The organism is Rathayibacter sp. Leaf185, assembly GCF_001423885.1.
Taxonomy (GTDB): Bacteria; Actinomycetota; Actinomycetes; order Actinomycetales; family Microbacteriaceae; genus Rathayibacter.
The window spans coordinates 275,747-297,857 of sequence record NZ_LMPP01000004.1; the positions used below are offsets into that span (position 1 = coordinate 275,747).

Sequence of the window (22,111 nt, forward strand, 5' to 3'; positions counted from 1 at the left end):
ATTCTGTGGGACAGTAACTGACATGGCCACCAACTGGGAACAAGAACTCGCCGCAGCCGTTGGAGCTCAGAATCCAGAGTGGCTGAGTGGCGACTCGGAAAAGTTTAAATTTGCACTAAATCGGATTCGACTGAAGAATGGTCAACATATAGACATCCACCCGTCTGGGGTAACGGCAATCGTCGGCTCAAACAACGCGGGTAAATCAACTATTCTTCGAGAGCTTGTCGAGTTACTCAGCCACCAGCCTGGGTATTCCATGCCCAAAAGATTAGTCGTCGATGGGCTCGATCTTGTGAAGGCTGGCGAGGCTCGCGACTTGGTCTCGTGGTTGGGGAAGAATGCAAGTTTCCTTCGACCGAGCACCGGCAATTCCATGGTTGGATTTCAAAGATCTACTAGCGGTCAAGCCAGCATATTCGGTCTAACCCAGGGCTGGGTGGCCTCACCTGACGAACTTGGGCAGCTTTCCAGTTTTCTTTGCTTCTACGGCAATGCTCAGGGGAGATTTGCCGTTGGAGGCGCGATCGAGATGCGAGACGCGCCGGGCGACCCACCGACGCACCCTGTGCACCACTTGCAGGACAACAAGGAGATGCTGAATGAACTAAGTCGGATCTCAGAGAAGAGCTTTCGAAGTCCTCTGACCCTTGACCCCCTCGGACGCACAGTCCGCCTTCGAACTGGTTCAATCGCTGCAGAAACTCCGCGAATTGACGAGATTTCAGAATCTTATCGCGAAGCGATGATCGCACTACGCCCGCTTGACGAGCAGGGTGACGGAATGCGCAGCATGTTTGGTCAACTTCTTCCGGTTGTGACGGCCACTTACCCTCTCATCCTGCTCGATGAGCCAGAGGCCTTCCTTCATCCTCCTCAGGCCCACGCATTAGGAGTTGAACTTGGACATCTCGCTGTCGCCCGAAAAATTCAAATCATTGTCGCAACACATGATCGGAATCTCCTCTCAGGCCTCCTCGAATCTCAAGTAGACGTCTCGGTGGTTCGCCTCAGCAGAAAGCAGGAGTCGACCTATGCCAGTCAGCTCGAGGCTTCTCAGCTCAGAAACCTTTGGGCCGACTCAGTGCTTCGTTACACGAATGTGCTCGACGGGCTGTTTCACCAACTCGTGATTCTGGCAGAAGCAGAGGGCGACTGCGCCTTCCTCGCCGCGGCTCTCGATTCTTCACCAGACAAATTACTCGGTGACTTGCCTCGCAGCGAAGTACTCTTTCTTCCCACCGGCGGAAAAGATGGTATTCCGAAGGTCGCCGAAGCCCTACAAGCAGTTCAGGTACCCATGGTTGCCGCTCCGGATCTGGACGTACTTTCCGACAAAGCAAAATGCGCAATTTTGGTTAGATCTCTTGGTTCGACCTGGACCGAGAGAATGGACCAATTATGGGATCAAGCAACAAACAATATTCGAACGAAAAAGGAACCGGCGACCATTGGCGATGTGCTCGATGCCTTAAGCTCATTACTAGGCGAGTCGCGCACAGAGCCTTTTACGTCCGACGTTGCCGAGCGAGCGCGTGCCCAGCTTCGGTCATCCGCGTCACCTTGGGCGGAAGTGAAGGACCATGGAGTATCTGCCTTTAAGGGCGAAGCCTATACGGCTGCAGTCGCTCTTCTGGAGCTTCTTGAAACAGTCGGGGTTGTGCTGGTTAGAGAGGGCGAACTCGAGCGCCTGGCACCCGAAGTTGCCGTCCGGAAAGGTGCTGGCTGGTTGCAGGCAGCACTTGATCGTGGTGCACAGTCAAATCAATTAACGCAGGGCCACCTGGCGCGGATAATAGAAGCCGGCAAACTTGCGAGAAACCGTTCGATCCCGGTCGATAACGGGTGAACTTTTGACACCTCTATCGCAGAGAGTGCTCTGCATGTCCCTAACCGGGAACGCGGACGGAGGGGGCGCCGCTCCGGTGTCTCTTCAGTTCGTGTAGCGAGCTATAAATTAGCCACAATACTGACCGCCACCTCGAGCAGCGCCAGATCCGCCCCGCGCGGCCCCACGAGGCACAGCCCCACCGGCTTCCTGTCGACCACCAACCGCGGCACCGACAGCGCCGGATACCCGCCGATCCCCGCGAGGCACGTCAGCCCGAGCGTCGCCGTCCGCGCCGCATCGATGACCTCGGCCGACGCGTCCAGCGCCGGCGCGACCGACGACGCCGACGGCAGCAGCAGCACCCGCCGCCCGAGCGCCGTGTCCAGCGCGTCCCTGAACTCCGCCAGCCTCCCCCGCGCCGCGTCCTCCGTCGCCTCGTCCACCCGCGACGCCGCGTCGAACCGCGCCTGCACGTCGTCCGCCAGCACCCCGGGATGCGCAGCGACCCACTCACCGTCCGACGCCCACGCCTCCGCCGCCTGCACCAGCCGGAACGCCTCGAACATCTCCGCCACCGGCGGCAGCTCGACACGCTCCACCTCGAGCCCGTCCAGCACCGCCGAGAACGCCGCACGCACGCCCGGATCCACCTGCTCGAGCAGCGCCTCCGCCACCACGAAGCCGCCGACACTCTCCGAAGCCGCCCCCGCCAGCCCGACCGCCGCCACCCGCCGCAGCGTCGCGAGGTCGCGGGTCAGCCAGCCGACCGTGTCGAAGCTCGGCGCCAGCGGCAGCAGCCCCGCCACCGGAACCGCCCCGTGCGTCGTCCGCAGCCCCCACAGCCCCTGGTACGACGCGGGCACCCGGATCGATCCCGCCGTGTCCGTCGCCAGCCCGACCGACGCCTGCCCGAGCGACACCGCCGTCGCCGGCCCGCTCGAGGAGCCCCCGGGGATCGCGCCGGGCACCGCCGGGTTGGGCGGCGTCCCGTAGCCGGAGTTGCGTCCCGCGATGCTGTACGCGAACTCGTCGGTCTGGGCGATCCCGCGCACCGAGGCTCCCGCGTCGAGCAGCATCGCCACGGCCGGAGCGGTCGTCGTCTCGAGCGGAGCCTCCGTCAGCCGCACCGGGATCCCCGCGCCGATCCGCTGCCCCTCGATCGCGAAGAGATCCTTGACCGCGACATCGAGGCCGTCGAGTGCTCCGGAGGCGGCAGCAGGCACGAGCGGTGCCCCGACGGCCCGCCAGACCCGCGGGTCCAGGGCCGGCGCGGGCGCCTGCACCTGAGCGGCGCGCACCCTCCAGACCCGGTCCTCGCGCACCCACAGCTGGGTGACCAGGCCCCGTCCACCCCGCGCCGGCACGTTCACCGTGACGACCAGCGCCGTGTCGGCGCCGACCGCGCGCACGTGCAGTTCGGCCAGGGCGCGCGGAGGCGTCCCGCCCCGCCTCCCGCGGAACCCGGTGATCGCCTCGTGCCCCACGAGCAGCCCGGAGGAGTCACCGCGCAGCGTCGTCGGCGCGCGGACGAACGCGTCGGCGAGGGCCGGCACGTCGTCGGCCGCCAGCGCCGCCTCGTACGCCTCGACGGCGTCGACGAGGCCGTCGGGAAGCTCGCCCTCGAGCGAGGTCACCCGCGGGTCAGTCATCGAAGTCCGCCGTCCGCACGCGGGCGTGCACGCCCTTCACCAGATCGACGACCTGGGAGATGTTGAAGTCGGTCGCAGCGCTCAGGTACGCGTAGGCGAGGCTCGCATCCATGCCGTAGCGGGCCTGGAGCAGCGCGATCGCGGCGCGCACGCAGTTCTGCACCGCCACGTCGAGGTCCTCGTCCATGCCGGTCGGCACGAGGAACTCGCTCGTCTCGCCGAGCGGTCCGACGAGCGCGCCGAACTCCGCCAGCGCCTCCGACTGCGGCACGACCTCGAAGCGCACCCGCACGCGCAGGCTCGCCTCCATCGCCGTCAGCGCGACCTCGCCGTCGCCCTGCGCGAAGTGCGGGTCGCCGACGTACGCGAGCGCACCCTCGACCTGCACCGGCAGGTAGAGGCTCGCCCCCGCGGTGAGCAGCGAGATGTCGATGTTGCCGCCGTGCGCCCCCGGAGGAACGGAGTGCGGCCGCACGTCGCCCGCCACCGCGACGCCCATGATCCCGAGGAACGGGTGCAGCTCGAACCGAGCCGAGCGCTCGCCTCCCGGTACCAGGGGCAGCACCCCACGCCGCACGCCGTCAGCCCCGTCCTCGACCCGCGCGAACGCGCTGAACGGCCCGGCCTGCAGCGGGTACTCTCCCGGCAGCGCGCCGCGCCCGTGCCGGTTCGAGATCACTCCGTAGGGCACGCGCGGCTCGGCCTCGAGCAGCGTCATCTTCAGCAGATCGCCCGGCAGCGCCCCGCGCACGGCGATCGGCCCGGTGACCACGTGCGGACCGTCGACCGCCGTGTCGCGGAACGGCCCGGAGGCGGCGAGCTCGATCGCATCGCGCAGCACGCCCTCGGGGGCCACGCCGTGCCCGCCGAAGAAGGCGATAGGGTCGCGGCCCTGATCCTCCAGGACCCCCTCGTGGCTGAGGGTGTCGATGATCACCTCGGTGCCGGAGTCGATCGACAGCACCGGTCGGTCGGCCGCGCACGGCAGCCGCCCCCAGAGCACCGACCGCGGGCCCGCCGCGAGGTACTCGACCCCATCGGGCACCGATTCACCGGGCTGGACCGCCCACTCCGCCTGCAGCATCCGCCGCCGCCTTCCCGCGCGGGTCCGCCCCGCGATCGCTTCGAGGCTAGCGGCGCCGTGTTTCGGCCCCGTGGCGCATCCATGGCAGGATCGGCGGCGCACCCCCTCCACCCCTCGCGACATGCCACTCGAGTACGCGACACGCGGGCGGAGGCGTACCGAAGTGGCATCTCGCCCCCCTCCGACGACAGGACTCCCGTGTTCCGACGCCTGCGCACGCGCCCCGACAACGTCCACCTCGGGCTCATGCTCGCCCTGACCTTCTCGACCGGCATCATCGACGCCGTCGGCTATCTCGGGCTCGACCGCGTCTTCACGGGCAACATGACCGGCAACGTCGTCATCCTCGGCATGGCCCTTGCCGGAGCGGACGACCTCCCCGTCGTCGGCCCGATCATCGCGCTCGCCGGCTTCATGCTCGGCGCCGCGATCGGCGGCCGCGTCCTGCGCCCGGTGAAGGCCGGCTGGACCACCCGCTCCACCTGGCTCTTCACCGTCGTCGGCATCGTGATGGCCGTCCTGGCGATCGTCCTCGGAGTCGTCCCCGAGCACCCGGAGCCCCTCGCCCTCACGGTGACCGGCGTCCTCGGGCTCGCCATGGGACTCCAGGCCGCGACCGCCCGCCACATCGCCGTGAAGGACGTCACCACCGTCGTCGTCACCTCGACCATCACCGGCCTCGCCGCCGACTCCCGCCTCGGCGGCGGCAAGGGCCAGCCCTGGTTCCGCCGCCTCACCGCGGTCGTGCTCATCGGAGCCGGCGCGGGCGTCGGCGCCCTCGCGCTGAACGTCGGCCTCTGGCTCGGCCTCGCGATCGCCGCCGCGATCACCCTGATCGCCTCCATCTTCGGCCACCTCGTGGCCCACGCGAAGCACGCGCCCGTCGCCGAGAAGGCCACCGCCTGACTCTCCCGCCGCAGTCCGGCCCTCCCGAGGGAACCAGTTCGTGCCGAGACACCGCGCACACGACGGCGTCTCGGTGAGAACCGGTTCCCACGCGGAAGAGGTCAGTGCATCAGCTGCTGGCAGTGCGGGCAGAGGTGCGACGACCGGTTCATGAACGGCACCCGTACGATCGTCTCTCCGCAGCGCGGGCACGGCTTCCCCGTCTGCCCGTAGGCGTTCAGCGAATGCGAGAAGTAGCCCGAAGCCCCGTTCACATTCACGTACTGCGCGTCGAAGCTCGTGCCGCCCTCGGCCAGCGCACGCTCGAGCACCGAGCGCACCTCGGCGAACAGGCGGCGGATCCGCGCCTCGCCGAGCGACGAGCTCGGTCGCTCAGGATGCAGTTCGGCGGCCCACAGCGACTCGTCGGCGTAGATGTTGCCGACGCCGCTGACGAGGGTCTGGTCGAGCAGCGCGCGCTTGATGCCGCTGTTCCGCCTCCCCAGCACCGCGACCACGGCCGCGAGGTCGAAGAACGGGTCGAGCGGATCGCGGGCGATGTGCGCGACCTGCGACGGCACCGCCCGCAGCCAGTCGCCGGCGGAGGCGTCGTCCCCCGCGAATCCACCGGGCGCACCGTCGCTCGTGGGCACGAGCGCATCGATGGCCATGGAACCGAAGATCCGCTGATCGACGAAGTGCAGGGCGAGCTCGCCGTGATCGGGGTTCTCGATCGCGATCCGGATGCGGGTCAGCCGGGCCAGCGGTGCATCGGCGGTCCGCAGCAGCACCTGGCCGCTCATCCCGAGGTGCACGAGCAGCGCCTCGTCGCGCCCCGCGGGCAGCCACAGGAACTTGCCCCGCCGCACGGCACCCTGCAGCCGACGGCCGACCAGGAGCCGCTCGAACGGGTGCGCGTGCACGTGGCGCTTCAGCGAGCGCTCGTCGACGATCTCGACCCCGGTCACGAGCGAGCCCGTGACCGCCGGGGCGAGACCCGCGCGCACCACCTCGACCTCGGGCAGCTCGGGCACGGTCAGTCCTCGACGGAGGCGCGCACGGGCTCGCCGGGCGCGGTCTCGGCCAGGCGCGTCCAGGCATCGAGAGCAGCGGCCATCTCGGCCGCCTTCTTGCTGGTGCCCTCACCGCGGGCCGTGACGAGTCCGCCGACGATGACGGTGGCGACGAACACCTTGTTGTGATCGGGCCCTGTGGCCGCGATCTCGTAGCGGGGGGCCGGCGCACCGCGCTCGGCCGCCGCCTCCTGCAGGCTCGTCTTGGGGTCCATCGAGACGCCGAAGCGCAGCGGATCGGCGCGCAGCGGCGCGATCAGGCGCAGCACGAGGTCGCGGGCGGCGTCGGGTCCGGTGCCGAGGTAGACGGCCCCGATGATCGCCTCGACGGTGTCGGCGAGGATGGACGCCTTGTCGCGCCCGCCCGTCAGCTCTTCACCGCGGCCGAGACGGAGGTGCTCGCCGAGCCCGATACCGCGGGCGATCTCGGCGAGAGCCACGGTCGAGACGAGGCTCGCGCGCCGCTTCGCCAGATCGCCCTCGGAGAGCGTCGGGTACTCGGTGTAGAGCATCACCGTGACGGCCTGCCCGAGGATCGAGTCGCCGAGGAACTCGAGGCGCTCGTTGTGCGGGAGTCCGCCGTGCTCGAATGCGAACGACCGGTGCGTCAGGGCGAGCTCGAAGAGCTCACCGTCGAGGCTCACGCCGAGCGTGGCCTCCAGACGCGACCGGTCGTCGCTGGGGAGTGTTGCGGGGGTCTGGTTCACCATGGACCGCGCGGCACGCACCGACGAGCGGTGCGAGGCCGAATCAGACGTCGGCGACCTTGCGGCCCTTGTACTCGAGGAACAGCGCGGTGCCCGCGGCGTCCTCGACGACCTTGGCGCGGTGGGGGAGGCTGTAGACGACCTTGCCGTTGGGCTCGATGGTCTTGACGAGCGCGGGGGCCGTGGCCTTCCACTGCGAGCGGCGCATGTGGGTGTTCGCGCGGGACTTCTTCCTCTTGGGAACAGCCATGATTCTCTCTTCTCTACCTCTGGTTGGATTCGGTGCGGGCACTCTCGCCCGCGCCGCTGTCTGTGGTGGACGCGCTGTCTGCGGAAGCTCCGGGCACTGCGGCCCCACCGGATCCCACGTCGCCCAGCCCGGCGAGCGCGGCCCACCGGGAGTCGCGCGGTGCCTCGGGCTCGGGCACGGAGGATTCGGCCAGCCGCTCCCCCGTGACGGGGTCGAGACCCGGACAATCCGGCCGGCAGACCGGCTGGAACGGCAGCGACAGAACCACCGCATCCCTGACCAGAGGTTCAAGATCCACGTGGTCGTCGTGAACCTCATAGTCGAAAGCTTCGTCAGAAGAGTACGCGAAAAGTTCCTGGAACTCGACATCGACAGGCAGGGAGATGTCGGTCAGGCACCGGCTGCACTCGCCGACGGCCTCGGCCGAGACCTGGACGGAGGCGAGGATGCCCTCGTGGACCGACTCCAGGCGGACGTCGAGATCGAGCGCCGCGCCCTTGCGCAGGGCGACGATCCCCTCGCCGAACTGCTCCGGCGCATCGAGGTCGAGACGGTGCTCGCGCATCTCGCCCGGGCGCCCGTGGATGTCGCGCACGTTCAGGGTGAACGGCGTCTTCTTGAAAGTAGTCACAAGGATCCAGCCTACTCCCCCGGGCCGCCCGGCGGTCGGACCACGACCGATCCGCTCGCCCGCCCGCCACGACTCACCAGAAGCTGCGGCAGTCGAACGCGACTACCGCAGCTTCTGAGGACTCAGAGGGGCCTGACCCGGGATCCGTGCCGTGGAGGCGTCAGGCGCCGCCCTCCTCCAGGGTCACCTCGATCGGCTCGTAGTCGGCGCCGCTGGTGTCGACGTCCTCCTCGGCGAGCTCCGCGAGCGCCTTCTCGACGTACTCGTTCGAGTAGGCGGTGGCCGGCGGGTCCTCGCTGATGATCGTCGCGCCGGTCTCGTTCATGGTCTCCTTGGCGATGTCGACCGTCTGCTGCCAGGCGGCCTCGTCGATCATGCCGACGCCGTTCGTCGAGGGCCAGATCAGCTTGTTGACCTCGTTGGTCATCCAGAGCTGGTGGCTGGTGCCGAGCGTCGAGCCGGCCGCGGTCACGATGTCGGCCGCCTCCTCCGGGTTGTCCTTCGCGTAGATCCAGCCCTTGATGGACGCCTTGATGAAGGCCACGGTCTGGTCGGCGTACGCCTCGTCGCTCTCGAGCTTGTCGGCATCGGCCCAGATCGCGTCCTGGAGCATCGCGGTTCCCACGTCGTTCCAGTTGATGACGTTCAGGTCGTCGGGCTGGTACAGCTCCCCCGTGTCCGGGTTCACCGTCTCGAGCACCTGCGCGTACTCGTTGTAGGTCATCGCCTGCGCCGCGTCGATGTCGCCGGCGAGGAAGCCGTTCATGTCGAAGAGCTGGGTGACGAGCGAGATGTCGTCGAGTGCGACTCCGTCCTTCTGCATGCCGGCGAAGAGCTCCCACTCGTTGCCGTAGCCCCAGCTGCCCACGGACTTGCCCGCCAGATCGGCGGGCGAGGTGATGCCCTTGTCCTTGAACGAGATCTGCGTGGTGGCGCTGCGCTCGAAGATCTGGGCGACGTCGGTGATGTTCGCGCCCTGCTCGATCGAGCCGAGCACCTTGGGCACCCACGAGATCGCGTAGTCGGCGTCTCCGGAGGCGAGGACGTCCTGCGGCACGATGTCGCCGCCTCCCTCGGCGATGGTCACGTCGAGGCCCTCGTCCTCGTAGTAGCCCTGGTCGACGGCGGCGTAGTAGCCGGCGAACTGCGCCTGGGCGACCCACTGCAGCTGCAGGGTCACCGGGGTGAGGTCGCCCGACGAGCCGGAGCCCTCGGAGTCGCCGGATGCGCTGCATCCGGTGAGCGCGAGGCCGACGACGGCGAAGCCCGCCGTCGTGGTCATCGCGATGCGTGTGCGTCTGTTCACTGTTCCTCCTGGTGCGGTGTGGTGCAGGACGTGCCCGGGGGCGGGCGGTGCTGTGGAGCGGTGGTGCAGTGGTGCAGGCGGAGAAGAATGGGGCGCGGCCGACGGGTCAGCGCGCACGGCTGCGTCGCAGCGCGAGGGCCTCGAGACCGGCGGTGACGCAGTAGAACAGGAGGCCGACGAGCACGGCACCGAGCACGTAGGCGTAGGCGAGCGCGTAGTCGCTGGCCGAGGCCGCCGTGGTGATCGACTTGCCCAGGCCACCGACCGGTCCGCCGAAGTACTCGGCGACGAGGGCCGAGATCACGGCGAGGGAGGAGGCGATGCGGAGCCCTGTGAAGAAGAACGGCACCGCGCCGGGCAGGGTGATCGTGCGCGCGGTCTGCCACGGCGAGGCCGCATAGGCGCGCATCAGATCGCGGTGCACCGGGAGTGCCTGCCGCAGCCCGCGCAGCGTGTTGATGTAGACCGGCACGAAGACCGCGAGGGCGGCGACCAGCTGCCGGGCCGTCTCGACGTTCGCGCCGAACATCGTGTAGAGCACCGGAGCGAGCGCCACGATCGGCACGACGGCCGCGGCCGCCACGATCGGAGCCACCAGTCCGTCGAACACCCGGGCGAGCGCGGACGCCCCCGCGACGAGGACCGCGATCAGTGCGCCTGCGATGAGTCCGACGAGGGCGTTCCGCCCGGTCACGAGGCTCCCCGAGACGACGGAGGTGAGGTTCGACCCGAACTCGGTCCCGATCGCGACCGGCGACGGCAGCACGAACGGCTTCACATCGAGCGCGGTCACACCGATCTGCCAGAGCAGCACCGCCGCGATCCCGAGCAGGAGCGGCGCCAGGATCGTCCGCGCGAGCGCCGGCGTGCTCACCGGTTCTCCACCCCGCGCGGCACGGCGGCCGCGTCCCCGTGCAGCAGCTCGCGCACGGCTCCGACGTCGCGGAAGAACGCGGTGTCCTCGCGGACCCCGGCGTCGCGCTCGGAGGAGTCGGGCAGGGCGATGTCGAGCACGTCCCTGATCCGGCCCGGCCGCGGCGACATCACGACGACGCGGTCCGAGAGGAACACCGCCTCCGGGATCGAGTGCGTCACGAAGACGACGGCGGCACCCGTCTCCTGGCGGATCCTCAGCAGCTCGGTCTGCATCCGCTCGCGCGTCATCTCGTCCAGAGCGCCGAACGGCTCGTCCATCAGCAGGAGGCGCGGGCTCTCGGCGAGCGCCCGCGCGATGGCGACCCGCTGCTGCATCCCACCCGAGAGCTGGTCGGGGTACGAGTCGGCGAAGTCGCCGAGCCCGACCAGCGCGAGCAGCTCGTCGACGCGGGAGCGGCGGGCCGCGGTGGCGACTCCGTGCAGCTCGAGCGGCAGCGCGATGTTGGCCCGGATCGTGCGCCAGGGCAGCAGACCCGCCTGCTGGAACGCGATGCCGTACTCCTGGTCGAGGCGCGCGCGGCGGGCGGTCTTGCCGAACACGGTGATCGACCCCGAGCTGGGCTCGTCGAGGTCGGCGATCAGGCGCAGGAGGGTCGACTTGCCGCAGCCGGACGGCCCGATCAGCGAGACGAACTCGCCGGGTGCGATCTCGAGCGACACGTCCTGCAGGGCGGTGACGCTCGCCGCCTTCTTCGCGGTGAACGTCTTGGTGACGGCGTCGACGACGACCGCCGCCTCCGTGATGGTGGCGGATGCTGTGCTGCTCGTACGGGCTGCCGCGCTCATGCGGGCTGCTCCCCTCGACGGAACGGACGGAGGACAGTGCCGATCAGGGCGACCGCCCCGGCGGCTGCGAGGCCCACCAGGACAGCGCCGAGGATCGGGGCCCAGGGCTTGGCGGGGTCGCCGCCTGCGGCCGAGGCGAACTCGATGATCATGCGGCCGATGCCGCCGCGCAGGCCGATCGAGACCTCGGCGACGACGGTGCCGACGACCGCGCTCACCGCGCCGAGGCGCAGGGCCGGGATCAGGTACGGCACGCTCGCCGGCAGACGGAGGCGCACCAGGGTCTTCCACCAGCCGACCCCGTAGACGCGCATCAGCTCGATCTGACTCGCGGAGGGCGACCCGAGGCCGCGCAGCGCGCCGATCGAGACGGGGAAGAACGCGAGGTAGGAGGCGATCAGCGCCACCGACATCCAGTTCTCCCAGCTGAAGGCGCCGAGCTCCAGCTGCGAGCCCCAGCGGCGCACCAGCGGCGCGATCGCGATCAGCGGGACCGTCTGGCTCAGCACGATCCACGGCAGGACCGCCGACTCCGCCGTCCGGAACCGCTGCATGAGCAGCGCCAGCAGGAGCCCCACGATCACGCCGACGACCCAGCCGACGGCCGCGACGCCCAGCGAGAACGCACTCGCCTGCAGCACCGCGAACCACAGCGCCGGAGCGTTCCGCGCACCGGTCACCGGCTCGACGAGCCGCCCCGCGATCTCCCACAGGTGCGGCATCGCGATGGCGCTCGTGCGCGGCAGCACCGTGACACCGCCGATGACCACGCCGGCCTCGGGGCCGAGCGCCTTGTACGCCTCCCAGAGCACAGCGAGAAGGAGGAGGCCGGCCGCGCCGAGGAGCAGGCTGCGCGTCGCGACCCGCGAGGTCATGCCTTCGCCACGATGTGCTGGCTCAGCGCCGGGATGACGGTCTCCCCGTACACGCGGAGCGTCTCCTCCTTGTTGTCGTGCTGGAGGTAGCCGGCGAACTGCGTGACGCCGATCTCGGCGAGCGCCTTCAGCTTCTCGATGTGCTCGTCCGCGGTCCCGAGCACGCAGAACCGCTCGACGATCTCGTCGGGCACGAAGGAGGTGTGCGTATTGCCCGCGCGGCCGTGCTCGTTGTAGTCGTAGCCCTCGCGCCCGGCGATGTAGTCGGTCAGCGCCTGCGGCACCGCTCCGGAGGTGCCGTAGCGGCCCACGATGTCGGCGACGTGGTTGCCCACCATGCCGCCGAACCAGCGGCACTGATCGATCATGTGCTCGCGGTCGGTGCCGATGTACATCGGTGCGGCCACGCAGAACTGCAGCGACTCAGGGTCGCGGCCGACGTTCGCCGCCGCCTGCTTGACCGTGTCGATCATCCAGCGCGCGATGTCGAGATCGGCCAGCTGCAGGATGAAGCCGTCGCCGACCTCGCCCGCGAGCGTGAGCGCGAGCGGACCGTACGCCGCCACCCACATCTCGAGCGAGGAGCCGCGGCTCCACGGGAACTGCAGCGTCGAGCCGTTGTACTCGACCGAGCGGCTGTTGGCGAGCTCGCGGATGACGTGGATCGACTCCCGCAGCGTCTTGAGCGTCGTCGGGGCGCCGCCGGTCACGCGCACGGCGGAGTCCCCGCGCCCGATGCCGCAGACGGTGCGGTTGCCGTACATCTCGTTGAGCGTCGCGTGCAGCGAGGCGATGACGGTCCAGTCGCGCGTCGCCGGATTGGTCACCATCGGCCCGACGGTGATCCGGTGGGTCTTCTCGAGGATCTGCGAGTAGATGACGTACGGCTCCTGCCACAGCAGGTGCGAGTCGAACGTCCACGCGTAGTCGAAGCCGTAGGTCTCGGCGAGGACGGCGAGGGCGACGGTGCGCGACGCGGGCGGGTTGGTCTGGAGGACGACTCCGAAGTCCATGGGGTTCCTTTGCTGCAGTGGGACGAGGGGGTCTAGATCAGATATTGCGAGAGGCCCCGCTTGATGTACTTCCCGTCGCCCTTCGCTCCGACGTAGTCGCCGTCGTCGACGACGACCTTGCCGCGCGAGATGACGGTGTCGACGTGCCCGTCGATCTCGTAGCCCTCCCACGCCGAGTAGTCCATGTTCATATGGTGCGAGCGGCCCTCGCCGATGCCGATCGAGGTGTGCCCGTTCGGGTCGTAGACCACCACGTCGCCGTCCGCCCCGGGCTGGATCACGCCCTTCTTCCCGTACATCCCGAACATCCGCGCCGGAGTCGTCGACGTCAGCTCCACCCAGCGCGGCAGCGAGATCTGCCCCGAGACGACGCCCTGGTACATCAGGTCCATCCGGTGCTCCACCGAGCCGATCCCGTTCGGGATCTTCGAGAAGTCGCCGAGGCCCATGTCCTTCTGGCCCTTCATGCAGAAGGGGCAGTGATCGGTCGAGACCATCTGGATGTCGTTCGTCCGCAGCGATTGCCACATGTGGTGCTGGTGCCCCTCCGCCTTCGAGCGCAGCGGAGTGGAGCACACCCACTTCGCACCCTCGAAGTCGCCCCACTCCTCGCTCGATGCGCCGAGCTGCTCCTCGAGCGAGAGGTAGAGGTACTGCGGGCACGTCTCACCGAACACGTTCATCCCGCGGTCGCGCGCCGCCGCGATCTGCTCGACCGCCTGCTTCGCCGACACGTGCACCACGTAGAGCGGAGCGCCCGTGAGGTCGGCGATCATGATCGCGCGGTGGGTCGCCTCCTCCTCGGCCTGCCACGGCCGGGTGAGCCCGTGGAAGTACGGAGACGTCCTGCCAGCGGCGACCGACTGCTTCACGAGCTCGTCGATGATCGCGCCGTTCTCGGCGTGCATCATCATCATCGCGCCGTTCTCGGCGCCCTTCTGGAACGCCCGCAGGATCTGCCCGTCGTCCGAGAGGAACACGCCCTTGTAGGCCATGAACAGCTTGAAGCTCGTCACGCCCTCCTCGATCAGCTCGTCCATCGCGACGAGCGACGAGTCCTGCACGTCCGAGAGGATCTGGTGGAACCCGTAGTCGATGGCGCAGTTGCCGGCGGCCTTCTCCTGCCAGGCGCCGTAGCGCTCGACGACGCTCTCACCCGGGTACTGCACGACGAAGTCGACGATCGACGTCGTCCCGCCCCAGGCCGCGGCGCGCGTGCCGGTCTCGAAGGTGTCGGAGGCGTTCGTGCCGCCGAACGGCATCTCCATGTGCGTGTGCGCGTCGATCCCGCCGGGGATGACGTACTTGCCGCTCGCGTCGATCACACGGTCGACGTTCGAGGCCAGGTCGAAGCCGAGCAGGGTCGAGCCGGGCGCGAGCACCGCGGCGATGCTCTCCCCGTCGATCAGGACGTCGGCGGCGGCGGTACCGGTCGCGTTGACGACCGTGCCGTTCGTGATGAGGGTCTTCATCGATGCTCCTCGGTTCTCGCAGGCTCGGGTCAGGGCTTCGGGATGCTCGTGTACGAGTCGGGACGGCGGTCGCGGTAGAACTGCCAGTCGTCGCGCATCTGCTGCACCATGTCGAGATCGAGGTCGCGGAGGAGGATCTCCTCGCTGTCGCCGGAACCCCGCTCCCCCACGAAGTTCCCGCGCGGGTCGATGACCTGGCTGGTCCCGTAGAAGTCGACGGCGAGCTCGCCGTACTCGTTGTCCTCGCGCCCGACGCGGTTGGGCTGCAGCACGAAGTAGCCGTTGGCGACGGCGGCGCAGGGTCCCTCCACCTCCCAGAGGCGGTTCGAGAGCCCGGGCTTGGTCGCGTTCGGATTGAACACCATGTGCGCACCGTTGAGTCCCAGCTCGCGCCAGCCCTCGGGGAAGTGCCGGTCGTAGCAGATGTACAGCCCGACCTTGCCGACGGCGGTGTCGAACACGGGGTAGCCGAGGTTGCCGGGCCGGAAGTAGAACTTCTCCCAGAAGCGGTCGAGGTGCGGGATGTGGTGCTTGCGGTACTTCCCGAGGATCGTCCCGTCGGCGTCCACCACGACGGCGGTGTTGTAGTAGACGCCGGTGATGTCCTCCTCGTAGATCGGGAGGATCGTGACGAGGTTCAGCTCCTTCGCCAGCGCCGCGAAGCGCTGCACGATCGGTCCGTCGGCCGGCTCCGCGTAGCGGTAGTACTTCTTGTCCTCGGTGATCCCGAAGTACGGGCCGTAGAACAGCTCCTGGAAGCAGATGATCTGCGCACCCTGGGCCGCCGCGTCGCGGGCGAACTGCTCGTGCTTGTCGAGCATCGACTCCTTGTCGCCGGTCCAAGTGGTCTGCGTGATTGCCGCGCGGACGATGGTCATCGGTACCTCCATGCCTTGGGCGACCCGGGGCGGGTCTCCGCGGTGGGTCTTGTGCGGATGCGGAGCCGAGGGGCCGTGGTCCCACTGTGGTCCGCCCTCCACCCGAAGGCAATCGCGAACCCCGTCCGACTCCGTGGACAGGGGACCATCGTCGTCCTCCGACGTTTCCCGGGTGTTTCCGGCGGAGATCCGCAGCATTAAGGCGTGGCAGCCGAAGAATCCGTCGCCGGGTGCCGCGCGCGGTACCGTGACCGGATGCGCATCACGATCCTGGCCGGCGGCGTCGGCGGCGCCCGTTTCACCTCTGCGGTGCGCGAGCACCTCCGCGACCTCGAGGCGGCGGGCGGCGAGGCCTCCGAGATCACGGTCGTCGCGAACACCGGCGACGACATGTGGCTGGCCGGCCTGAAGGTCTGCCCCGACCTCGACTCGCTCACCTACTCGCTCGGAGGCGTCAACGACACCGAGCGCGGCTGGGGTCGCGCGGGCGAGACCGAGCGCGTCTCGGCCGAGCTCGCGGCCTTCGGCGTCGGCTGGCCGTGGTTCACCCTCGGCGACCTCGACATCGGCACCCACCTGGCCCGCACCTCGATGCTGCGCGACGGCCTCACCCTCTCGGAGGCGACCGCCCGCATCACCGCGCGCTGGCCGCTCGGCGTCCGCCTCCTCCCGATGTCCGACGACGACGTCGAGACCCATGTCGAGGTCGACCTCCCCGGCGAGGGCGTCGGCGAGATCCACTTCGAGGAGTGGTGGGTGCGGCTGCGCGCCTCCGCTCCCGCCCGCCGCTTCGTCCAGACGAACGTCGCGGCGGCCCGCCCCGCCCCCGGCGTCCTCGACGCGATCGCCGACACCGACGCCGTCCTGATCGCCCCCTCGAACCCCGTCGTCTCGATCGGCACGATCCTCGGCATCCCCGGAATCGCCGATGCCGTCCGCCGCACCTCCGCCCCCGTCGTGGGCGTCTCCCCCATCATCGGCGGGCGCGTCGTCCGAGGCATGGCCGATGCCTGCCTGGCCGCGATCGGAGTCGACACCTCGGCCGAGGCGGTCGGCCGCCACTACGGATCCCGCTCCGCCGGCGGCCTGCTCGACGCCTGGCTCGTCGGCGAGGAGGACGCGGCCTCGGTCCCCGCCCTCTCCGCCACCGGCCTCCGCGTCCACTCCGTCCCCCTCTGGCTCCGCGACCGCCCCACCTCCGTCCGCCTCGCAGCCGACACCCTGGCGGCCGCCCGCGCCTGATCGGTGCGGCCGTCCGCCTCCGCTGGTCCTCTCGTGGGGATCGGGAGGGTGCTGTCGCCCTCTCGCGCCATCCCGCGCCCTTCGGGCGCCCGCCAGACCCGAGCCAGGCGCGAGAGGACGACAGCACCCTCCCTCCGCTCCGGCGGGGGATCAGCTCCAGCCCCCTCCGCACGAGAACCCCTCCTGAACCCGAGGAGCGGGTGGGGTGCCTCGTCGCGGCTCCTGGCTCGGGTCTGGCGGGAGCGCCGCAGGCGCTCGGGAGGGAGCCGTGACGAGGCACCCCACCCGATCCGCAGCCTTCTGCGACCTCGCACTCCGGTCGCGCGAAGCGCGCCGCCCCGCCCGCGAACCAGAGCTCCGACGAGCACCCGCATCGCGCGTCCGACCGGGCGATCCGTGTCACCCGGACGACGGGAAGCGGAGGGAACAGCGCGGGGTGGAGCGGCGCCTCCCGATCCCTTGTACGGTCAGGGTCGGACGGCCCCGGACCCGACCCGCCACCAGGAGGACTCCATGCAGCTCAGCACCGAGAAGATCGAGCCCGACATCGTCGTCGTGCGGCCCGTGGGCCGACTCGATCTCGCGAGCGTGCCGGAGTTCGAGGCCGTGGTCCTGCGGGCGATCACCGACGGCGATCTGCGCATCGTCATCGATCTCGCCGGAGTGGACTTCCTCGACTCCTCCGGGCTGGGAGCCCTGGTCTCGTGCCTGAAGGAGGCGCGCCGCGCGGGCGGCGACATCCGGCTGGCCTCCCCCGGTGAGCAGCCGACGATGGTGCTCAGGCTGTCGAACCTCGACCGTCTCCTCGCGACCGTCGAGAGCGTCGAGGACGCCTACCGTGTCTGATCGCACGCTGGTCATCCGGACACCACCGGACGACGGCGTGACGGCGGTGCACGAGGCTCTGAGTGAGATCTGGGCGGAGTCGCCCGGAGTCGGCTCGTGGGACCGCATGGCGTTCGAGACCGCGCTCGCCGAGCTGACCTCCAACGTCGTCCAGCACGCGCACTCGACCCGTCACACCCTGTGCGTCATCGAGATCCACGTCGACGAGCACGAGCTGCGGGCCGTCCTGAACGACTCCGCCCCCGCCGCCGACGTCGATGTGAGCGAGCCCCGCGACATGCCCGACGAGTGGGCGGTGGCGGGTCGAGGAATCCCGTTCATCCAGGCGCTCGTGACCCGGTTCGACTACACCCGCGTCGACGGGCAGAACATCTGGTCGATCGTCCGAGAGCGGCGGCAGTCGTGAGTGCGGAGAGCGAGCGGGTCCGGCTCGCCGCCGTCGCCTCGCTCGACTTCTCGGGGTCGGGGCCGCAGGAGCGCTTCGACCGGATCACCCGGGTGGCGCGTCAGCTGCTGAACGTGCCCTCGGCCGAGATCAACATCATCGAGGAGTCGACGCAGTTCACGAAGTCGCCGCAACGGCCCGCGCCGGCGAGCCGCATCGCGCGTGCCGACTCGATCTGCGACGTGACGGTCCAGCAGCCCGACCTCCTCGTGATCGAGGACGCGTCCGCCGACGCCCGTTTCGCCGACCGCGGATCGGTCACCGGTGAGACCCACCTGCGGTTCTACGCCGGGCGCCCGCTGACGGTCGGCGACGGCGTCCGGGTCGGCACGATCTGCGTCTTCGACCGCGTCGCACGCGATTTCTCGGTGGAGGAGCGCCAGGTCCTCGAGGAGCTCGGTCGCTGGGCCGAGCGCGAGCTGCGCGAGATCGCCTCGTCGAGTCGTGCCGCCGAGCTGCAGCGGCGCCTGCGCCCGGCCGCGCTGCTCGTCGGCGGCTGGAGTGTCGCGGGATCCACCCTGCCCGCGTACGACGTCGCCGGCGACTACGCCTCCTGGCGGTCCGCCGACGGCCGCATCTCGATCGAGGTGGTCGACGTGATGGGCAAGGGCATCGGCGCTGCGATCATCGCCTCGGCCATCCGGTCGGCGTTCCAGGCGAGGCCGGAGGCGTCGCCCGCGACCGCCGTCGAGGCCGTCAACGCCCAGCTGCTCGAGGACCTCACCGCGACCGCGACCTTCGCGACCGCGTTCATCGGGAGGATCGACCTCGATGCCGGCGCGGTCTCGTTCGTCGATGCCGGGCACGGCCTGTCCGTGATCGTCCGCGCCGACGGCACGGTCGAGCGCCTCAGCACCACAGGGCTCCCGCTGGGCATCGACCAGGGCGTGCAGTGGGAGGAGCACGAGCGGATCCTCAGCCCCGGCGACGCCCTGTTCTCGTGCAGCGACGGCGTGCTCGACCTCTACGACGGCACGCTCACCGCCCTCGATCACCTCGCCGAGCTGGTCCGCAGCCTGAGTGACGACGAGCTCTTCGACCACCTCGCGGCGCTCGCTGCCAGCACCGGCGCTCAGGACGATGTGACAGCGTTGGTGGTGCGGCGCCGCTGACGGCGGCGCCTCCCCATCTGCACATGAACGGAAGGACCATCGTCATGCCCGGAGCCCTCGTCCTCGCCGGAGGCGGCCTCGCCGGAATCGCGTGGGAGCTCGGTGTCGTCCGCGGCATCGCCGACGCGTCGCCCGAGGCCGCCCGCCTCCTCCTCGACCCCTCGACGACCTTCATCGGCACCTCGGCGGGCTCGGCGGTCGCCGCTCAGCTGAGCACGTCGGTCGGCCTCGACGAGTCCTACGCCGCGCAGCTGCGCGAGGAGTCGGCCGAGATCGGGGCCGACATCGACGCCGTGGCGCTGCAGGCGCTCTTCACCTCCGCGATCGAGGGTGCGACGTCTCCCGAGGATGCGCGGCGTCGCATCGGCGTGCTCGCGCTCGAGACCGCGACCCTGCCCGAGGAGTCGCGCCGGGCCGTCATCGCCGCTCGTGTCGCCGATGCCGACTGGCCCGAGCGGCGCCTCCTGATCACGGCCGTCGACACGGCGACCGGTGCGCTCGAGGTCTTCGACCGATCGAGTGGAGTCGAGCTCGTCGACGCCATCTCGGCCAGCTGCGCCGTGCCCGGCGTCTGGCCGCCCGTGACGATCGCGGGCGTGCGCTACATGGACGGCGGCGTCCGCTCGGGGAGCAACGCCGATCTCGCCGCGGGCGCCGAGTGGGTCGTCGTCGTCACCCCGCTCCCGGGAGTCGGCGATCCCGGCGTCGGCACCCTGCCGACCGCGGAGCTGCAGGCTCTCGAGGGCTCGCGCGTCGAGGTCGTGTACGCCGATCAGCCGTCGGTCGCTGCCTTCGGCCCGAATTCGCTCGACCCGACGGTGCGCGGCGCCTCGGCCGAGGCCGGCCGTGCCCAGGGAGCGCGGATCGCGTCCCGGATCGCGGCGCTGGTCGGTGCGGAGTCCGCTCAGCGGCGCACGGCGTAGCGGAGGTAGACGGTTCCGTCGGCGAACCGGCGCTCCTCGAGCAGGTCGAGCGTGAGCCTCAGGCCGGCCGGCAGGAACGGGGTGCCGCCGCCGACGGTGACCGGGACGACGAACCAGCGCACTTCGTCGACGATCCCCGCCCGGAGTGCGGTCGCGGCGAGCCTCGGCCCGCCGATCGAGGTGTCGTGCTCGCTCGCCCTGGCACGCTCGGCGACGGCGGCGGGATCGAAGGTGCGCTCGAGGGTCGTCCTGCGGGTGCGGACCGCGGGCAGCGTGCCGGAGTAGACGATCTTGTCCGACTCCTGCCACAGCCGCTGGAAGTCGCCGATGAAGGCGAACTCCTTCGCCAGCTCGAATCCGGTGTCCCAGGCCTGCATGGTCTCGTACATCCTGCGGCCGTAGAGCATCGTCCTGACCGAGCCTTCGGTCTCGTTGATGAAGCGGTGCACCGCCGGGCGCGGCTCGGCCCACCCGAATCCGCCCGACTCGTCGGCGGTGTATCCGTCGAGCGATGCGATAGCGCTGTAGACGAGCGCGCCCACGTCGGCCTCCTCCGCGGGAGGCTTCGGGTTCCGCCCACGCCGTGACGGTAGTACTGAGAGCGCTCTCCGACAAGCACCTTCCGGGGGGTCGGCGGACATCGGCGGAAGCCCCTGCCCCCGTGCCCGCGGATCCGGGACGGCGGGCGCCTCACCGGCGCTGAATGACGCGTCCGGGCAGGCACTTCCTCACGACCTGCGGCCCGCGGGAGCCCTGCTCCGCTGGCCCCCGCGACCGCGTACGGTGGTGGAGTCGCAGAGCGCGGCCGTGGAGGGTTCCGGATGAAGATCAGTCAGCTGCGTCATTTCGTGGTGGTCGCCGAGGAGCTCCACTTCGTGCGCGCCGCCGAGAAGCTCGGCATCTCGCGGCAGAAGCTCGACTCCTCCGTCGAGGCGGTGGAGCTCGACGACGGACGCGTCCTGTTCGAGCCGGGAGCCGCCGCCACCACCCTCACCGCGGCAGGCCGTCAGCGCCTCGCGTCCGCCCGCGAGGAGCTCGCCGCCCTCGGCGAGGAAGAGACCGCGCCTGCGAAGTCCGGAGGCAAGGCGAAGGCCTCCAAGGGCACCGGCCGCGCCCCGATCGTCAAGGGCCAGCCCAAGCCCTACAAGCGCCGACAGTCCCGCTGACCCGTCGGAGATGCTGACCCGTCGGAGATGCTGATCCGTCGGCGATGCTGACCCGCCGGCGATGTGGGCCCTACCGGGCTCGAACCGATGACATCCACGGTGTAAACGTGGCGCTCTACCAACTGAGCTAAAGGCCCCCGTCGCGGCCGAGCCGCGAACGATCGCCTCGATCCTACGACACGGCTGAGCGCCTCCGATCCGGGGCGGAGCCGGTCCGGACGAGGTCGCCGCCCAGGTCGATGCGGCTTCAGCATCGTGGCCGCCCGACGCCGCTACCCTCGGCACATGTCCGACAGCAGTGGCGACGGCACGCGGTCCCGACGCCGAGCCGAGAGCCGGTGGCCCGCCTCCGCTGCGATCGTGATCGCCGTCGCCCTGAACGTCGTCGGTCACAATGACGGCACGTCGATCGTCAGGCTCGTCGCCGCGGGGATCACGCTCGCACTGCTGGTGCCGCTGTTCGTGGTGAATCCGCACCGGCTCGACTCCGAGACTCGCTGGTCCCGGGGCGTCTCGATCACGCTGGCGGTCGTGCTGACGGTGGCGAACCAGGTCAACGTCGTCGTGGTGATCGGCGATCTGGTCGATGGATCCGCCGACGGGCCGCTCCTGCTGCTCACTGCACTGCAGGTCTGGGTGACGAACGTCGTCGCCTATGCGCTGCTCTACTGGGAGATCGACCGGGGCGGGCCGGTCGCGCGCGGGACCCTCGCTCGCGCCGAGCTGCCGCAGGCCGACTTCGCGTTCCCGCAGGACACCTACCGCGACACGGTCGGAGAGGTGGCGGTCTCCTCCTCCGAGCGCGCCGACTGGCGGCCGGGCTTCGTCGACTACCTCTACGTCTCGACGACGAACACGATGGCGTTCAGCCCGACCGACACGATGCCGCTGTCGAGCCGCGTGAAGCTGCTGATGTCGCTCGAGGGCTTCACGGGCTTCGTCCTGCTCGCCCTGGTCATCTCGCGCGCGGTCAACATCCTGAACTGACGGGCTGACGGAGC

The 22,111-nt window shown here is 69.8% G+C and carries 23 protein-coding genes and 1 tRNA gene; 9 read left to right on the forward strand and 15 right to left on the reverse strand.

All coding sequences use genetic code 11. The annotated features are described in order from the left end of the window. Nucleotides 1–22 precede the first annotated feature (22 nt). Nucleotides 23–1,849 (forward strand): ATP-dependent nuclease, encoded by a 1,827-nt coding sequence (locus ASG06_RS19655; protein ID WP_162239031.1) that lies wholly within the window; start codon nucleotides 23–25, stop codon nucleotides 1,847–1,849. Between the two features lie 101 nt (nucleotides 1,850–1,950). On the opposite strand, the gene ASG06_RS15500 is transcribed toward ASG06_RS19655, so the two are convergent. Further along, entirely contained in the window at nucleotides 1,951–3,480 is a 1,530-nt protein-coding gene (locus ASG06_RS15500) for an AtzH-like domain-containing protein (protein WP_056044177.1), read from the reverse strand. Continuing rightward, nucleotides 3,473–4,564 carry an acetamidase/formamidase family protein gene (locus ASG06_RS15505; protein ID WP_056044179.1) on the reverse strand — a complete coding sequence of 364 codons (1,092 nt, stop codon included), beginning with the start codon at nucleotides 4,562–4,564 and terminating at the stop codon, nucleotides 3,473–3,475. The genes ASG06_RS15500 and ASG06_RS15505 overlap by 8 nt, the downstream gene beginning before the upstream one ends. Before the next feature lie 198 nt (nucleotides 4,565–4,762). Between ASG06_RS15505 and ASG06_RS15510 the strand changes: the two genes are divergently transcribed. Further along, on the forward strand, nucleotides 4,763–5,470 hold the full coding sequence (locus ASG06_RS15510) for a YoaK family protein (RefSeq protein WP_231727777.1): 708 nt from the start codon (nucleotides 4,763–4,765) through the stop codon (nucleotides 5,468–5,470). Nucleotides 5,471–5,571: 101 nt separating this feature from the next. Here ASG06_RS15510 and mutM read toward each other — a convergent pair whose 3' ends face one another. From mutM to ASG06_RS15565, 11 genes are all read right to left on the reverse strand, one after another. After that, the gene (gene mutM, locus ASG06_RS15515) at nucleotides 5,572–6,483 is read right to left on the reverse strand and encodes a bifunctional DNA-formamidopyrimidine glycosylase/DNA-(apurinic or apyrimidinic site) lyase (protein ID WP_056044182.1); all 912 of its coding nucleotides are present in this window, start codon (nucleotides 6,481–6,483) and stop codon (nucleotides 5,572–5,574) included. Between the two features lie 2 nt (nucleotides 6,484–6,485). Next, nucleotides 6,486–7,232 (reverse strand): ribonuclease III, encoded by a 747-nt coding sequence (gene rnc / locus ASG06_RS15520; protein WP_056044184.1) that lies wholly within the window; start codon nucleotides 7,230–7,232, stop codon nucleotides 6,486–6,488. Between the two features lie 40 nt (nucleotides 7,233–7,272). Further along, nucleotides 7,273–7,479, reverse strand: coding sequence for a 50S ribosomal protein L32 (gene rpmF, locus ASG06_RS15525; protein ID WP_056044186.1), 207 nt, complete (start codon nucleotides 7,477–7,479; stop codon nucleotides 7,273–7,275). Nucleotides 7,480–7,492: 13 nt separating this feature from the next. Continuing rightward, nucleotides 7,493–8,110 (reverse strand): YceD family protein, encoded by a 618-nt coding sequence (locus ASG06_RS15530; RefSeq protein ID WP_056044188.1) that lies wholly within the window; start codon nucleotides 8,108–8,110, stop codon nucleotides 7,493–7,495. Between the two features lie 160 nt (nucleotides 8,111–8,270). Next, nucleotides 8,271–9,416, reverse strand: a complete 1,146-nt coding sequence (locus tag ASG06_RS15535; protein ID WP_442965613.1) for an ABC transporter substrate-binding protein — start codon at nucleotides 9,414–9,416, stop codon at nucleotides 8,271–8,273. 106 nt (nucleotides 9,417–9,522) lie between these two features. Beyond that, nucleotides 9,523–10,290, reverse strand: a complete 768-nt coding sequence (locus tag ASG06_RS15540; protein WP_056044191.1) for an ABC transporter permease — start codon at nucleotides 10,288–10,290, stop codon at nucleotides 9,523–9,525. Next, nucleotides 10,287–11,138 (reverse strand): ABC transporter ATP-binding protein, encoded by an 852-nt coding sequence (locus tag ASG06_RS15545; protein ID WP_056044193.1) that lies wholly within the window; start codon nucleotides 11,136–11,138, stop codon nucleotides 10,287–10,289. The genes ASG06_RS15540 and ASG06_RS15545 overlap by 4 nt, the downstream gene beginning before the upstream one ends. Further along, complete coding sequence (locus tag ASG06_RS15550) at nucleotides 11,135–12,013, reverse strand: ABC transporter permease (RefSeq protein ID WP_056044195.1); 879 nt, start codon at nucleotides 12,011–12,013, stop codon at nucleotides 11,135–11,137. Before ASG06_RS15550 ends, ASG06_RS15545 begins: the two co-directional genes overlap by 4 nt. Then, a complete protein-coding gene (locus tag ASG06_RS15555; protein WP_056044197.1) occupies nucleotides 12,010–13,026 on the reverse strand; it encodes a TIGR03842 family LLM class F420-dependent oxidoreductase in 1,017 nt (338 codons plus the stop codon). Before ASG06_RS15555 ends, ASG06_RS15550 begins: the two co-directional genes overlap by 4 nt. 32 nt (nucleotides 13,027–13,058) lie before the next feature. Continuing rightward, complete coding sequence (hydA, locus tag ASG06_RS15560; protein WP_056044198.1) at nucleotides 13,059–14,498, reverse strand: dihydropyrimidinase; 1,440 nt, start codon at nucleotides 14,496–14,498, stop codon at nucleotides 13,059–13,061. Nucleotides 14,499–14,527: 29 nt separating this feature from the next. After that, nucleotides 14,528–15,376, reverse strand: a complete 849-nt coding sequence (locus ASG06_RS15565; protein ID WP_056044200.1) for a nitrilase-related carbon-nitrogen hydrolase — start codon at nucleotides 15,374–15,376, stop codon at nucleotides 14,528–14,530. Between the two features lie 255 nt (nucleotides 15,377–15,631). Here ASG06_RS15565 and cofD point away from each other — a divergent pair, with 255 nt between their 5' ends. The 5 genes from cofD to ASG06_RS15590 all read left to right on the forward strand — a co-directional run bounded on the left by cofD (nucleotide 15,632) and on the right by ASG06_RS15590 (nucleotide 19,944). Continuing rightward, complete coding sequence (gene cofD / locus ASG06_RS15570; RefSeq protein WP_056044201.1) at nucleotides 15,632–16,618, forward strand: 2-phospho-L-lactate transferase; 987 nt, start codon at nucleotides 15,632–15,634, stop codon at nucleotides 16,616–16,618. A gap of 513 nt (nucleotides 16,619–17,131) precedes the next feature. Next, on the forward strand, nucleotides 17,132–17,464 hold the full coding sequence (locus ASG06_RS15575; RefSeq protein WP_056044203.1) for an STAS domain-containing protein: 333 nt from the start codon (nucleotides 17,132–17,134) through the stop codon (nucleotides 17,462–17,464). Further along, nucleotides 17,457–17,870 (forward strand): ATP-binding protein, encoded by a 414-nt coding sequence (locus tag ASG06_RS15580; protein ID WP_056074163.1) that lies wholly within the window; start codon nucleotides 17,457–17,459, stop codon nucleotides 17,868–17,870. The genes ASG06_RS15575 and ASG06_RS15580 overlap by 8 nt, the downstream gene beginning before the upstream one ends. Next, complete coding sequence (locus ASG06_RS15585) at nucleotides 17,867–19,021, forward strand: PP2C family protein-serine/threonine phosphatase (RefSeq protein WP_056044209.1); 1,155 nt, start codon at nucleotides 17,867–17,869, stop codon at nucleotides 19,019–19,021. Before ASG06_RS15580 ends, ASG06_RS15585 begins: the two co-directional genes overlap by 4 nt. A gap of 44 nt (nucleotides 19,022–19,065) precedes the next feature. Then, nucleotides 19,066–19,944, forward strand: a complete 879-nt coding sequence (locus ASG06_RS15590) for a patatin-like phospholipase family protein (protein WP_056044211.1) — start codon at nucleotides 19,066–19,068, stop codon at nucleotides 19,942–19,944. On the opposite strand, the gene ASG06_RS15595 is transcribed toward ASG06_RS15590, so the two are convergent. After that, nucleotides 19,926–20,486, reverse strand: a complete 561-nt coding sequence (locus tag ASG06_RS15595) for a dihydrofolate reductase family protein (protein WP_056044213.1) — start codon at nucleotides 20,484–20,486, stop codon at nucleotides 19,926–19,928. The two genes, ASG06_RS15590 and ASG06_RS15595, sit on opposite strands and share 19 nt — an antisense overlap. A 279-nt stretch (nucleotides 20,487–20,765) precedes the next feature. Here ASG06_RS15595 and ASG06_RS15600 point away from each other — a divergent pair, with 279 nt between their 5' ends. Next, a complete protein-coding gene (locus ASG06_RS15600) occupies nucleotides 20,766–21,110 on the forward strand; it encodes a LysR family transcriptional regulator (protein WP_056044215.1) in 345 nt (114 codons plus the stop codon). Nucleotides 21,111–21,174: 64 nt separating this feature from the next. Here ASG06_RS15600 and ASG06_RS15605 read toward each other — a convergent pair. Further along, nucleotides 21,175–21,247 (reverse strand) — tRNA-Val (locus ASG06_RS15605). 148 nt (nucleotides 21,248–21,395) lie between these two features. Between ASG06_RS15605 and ASG06_RS15610 the strand changes: the two genes are divergently transcribed. Then, nucleotides 21,396–22,097, forward strand: coding sequence for a DUF1345 domain-containing protein (locus ASG06_RS15610; protein WP_056044218.1), 702 nt, complete (start codon nucleotides 21,396–21,398; stop codon nucleotides 22,095–22,097). The last annotated feature ends 14 nt before the right edge of the window (nucleotides 22,098–22,111 follow it).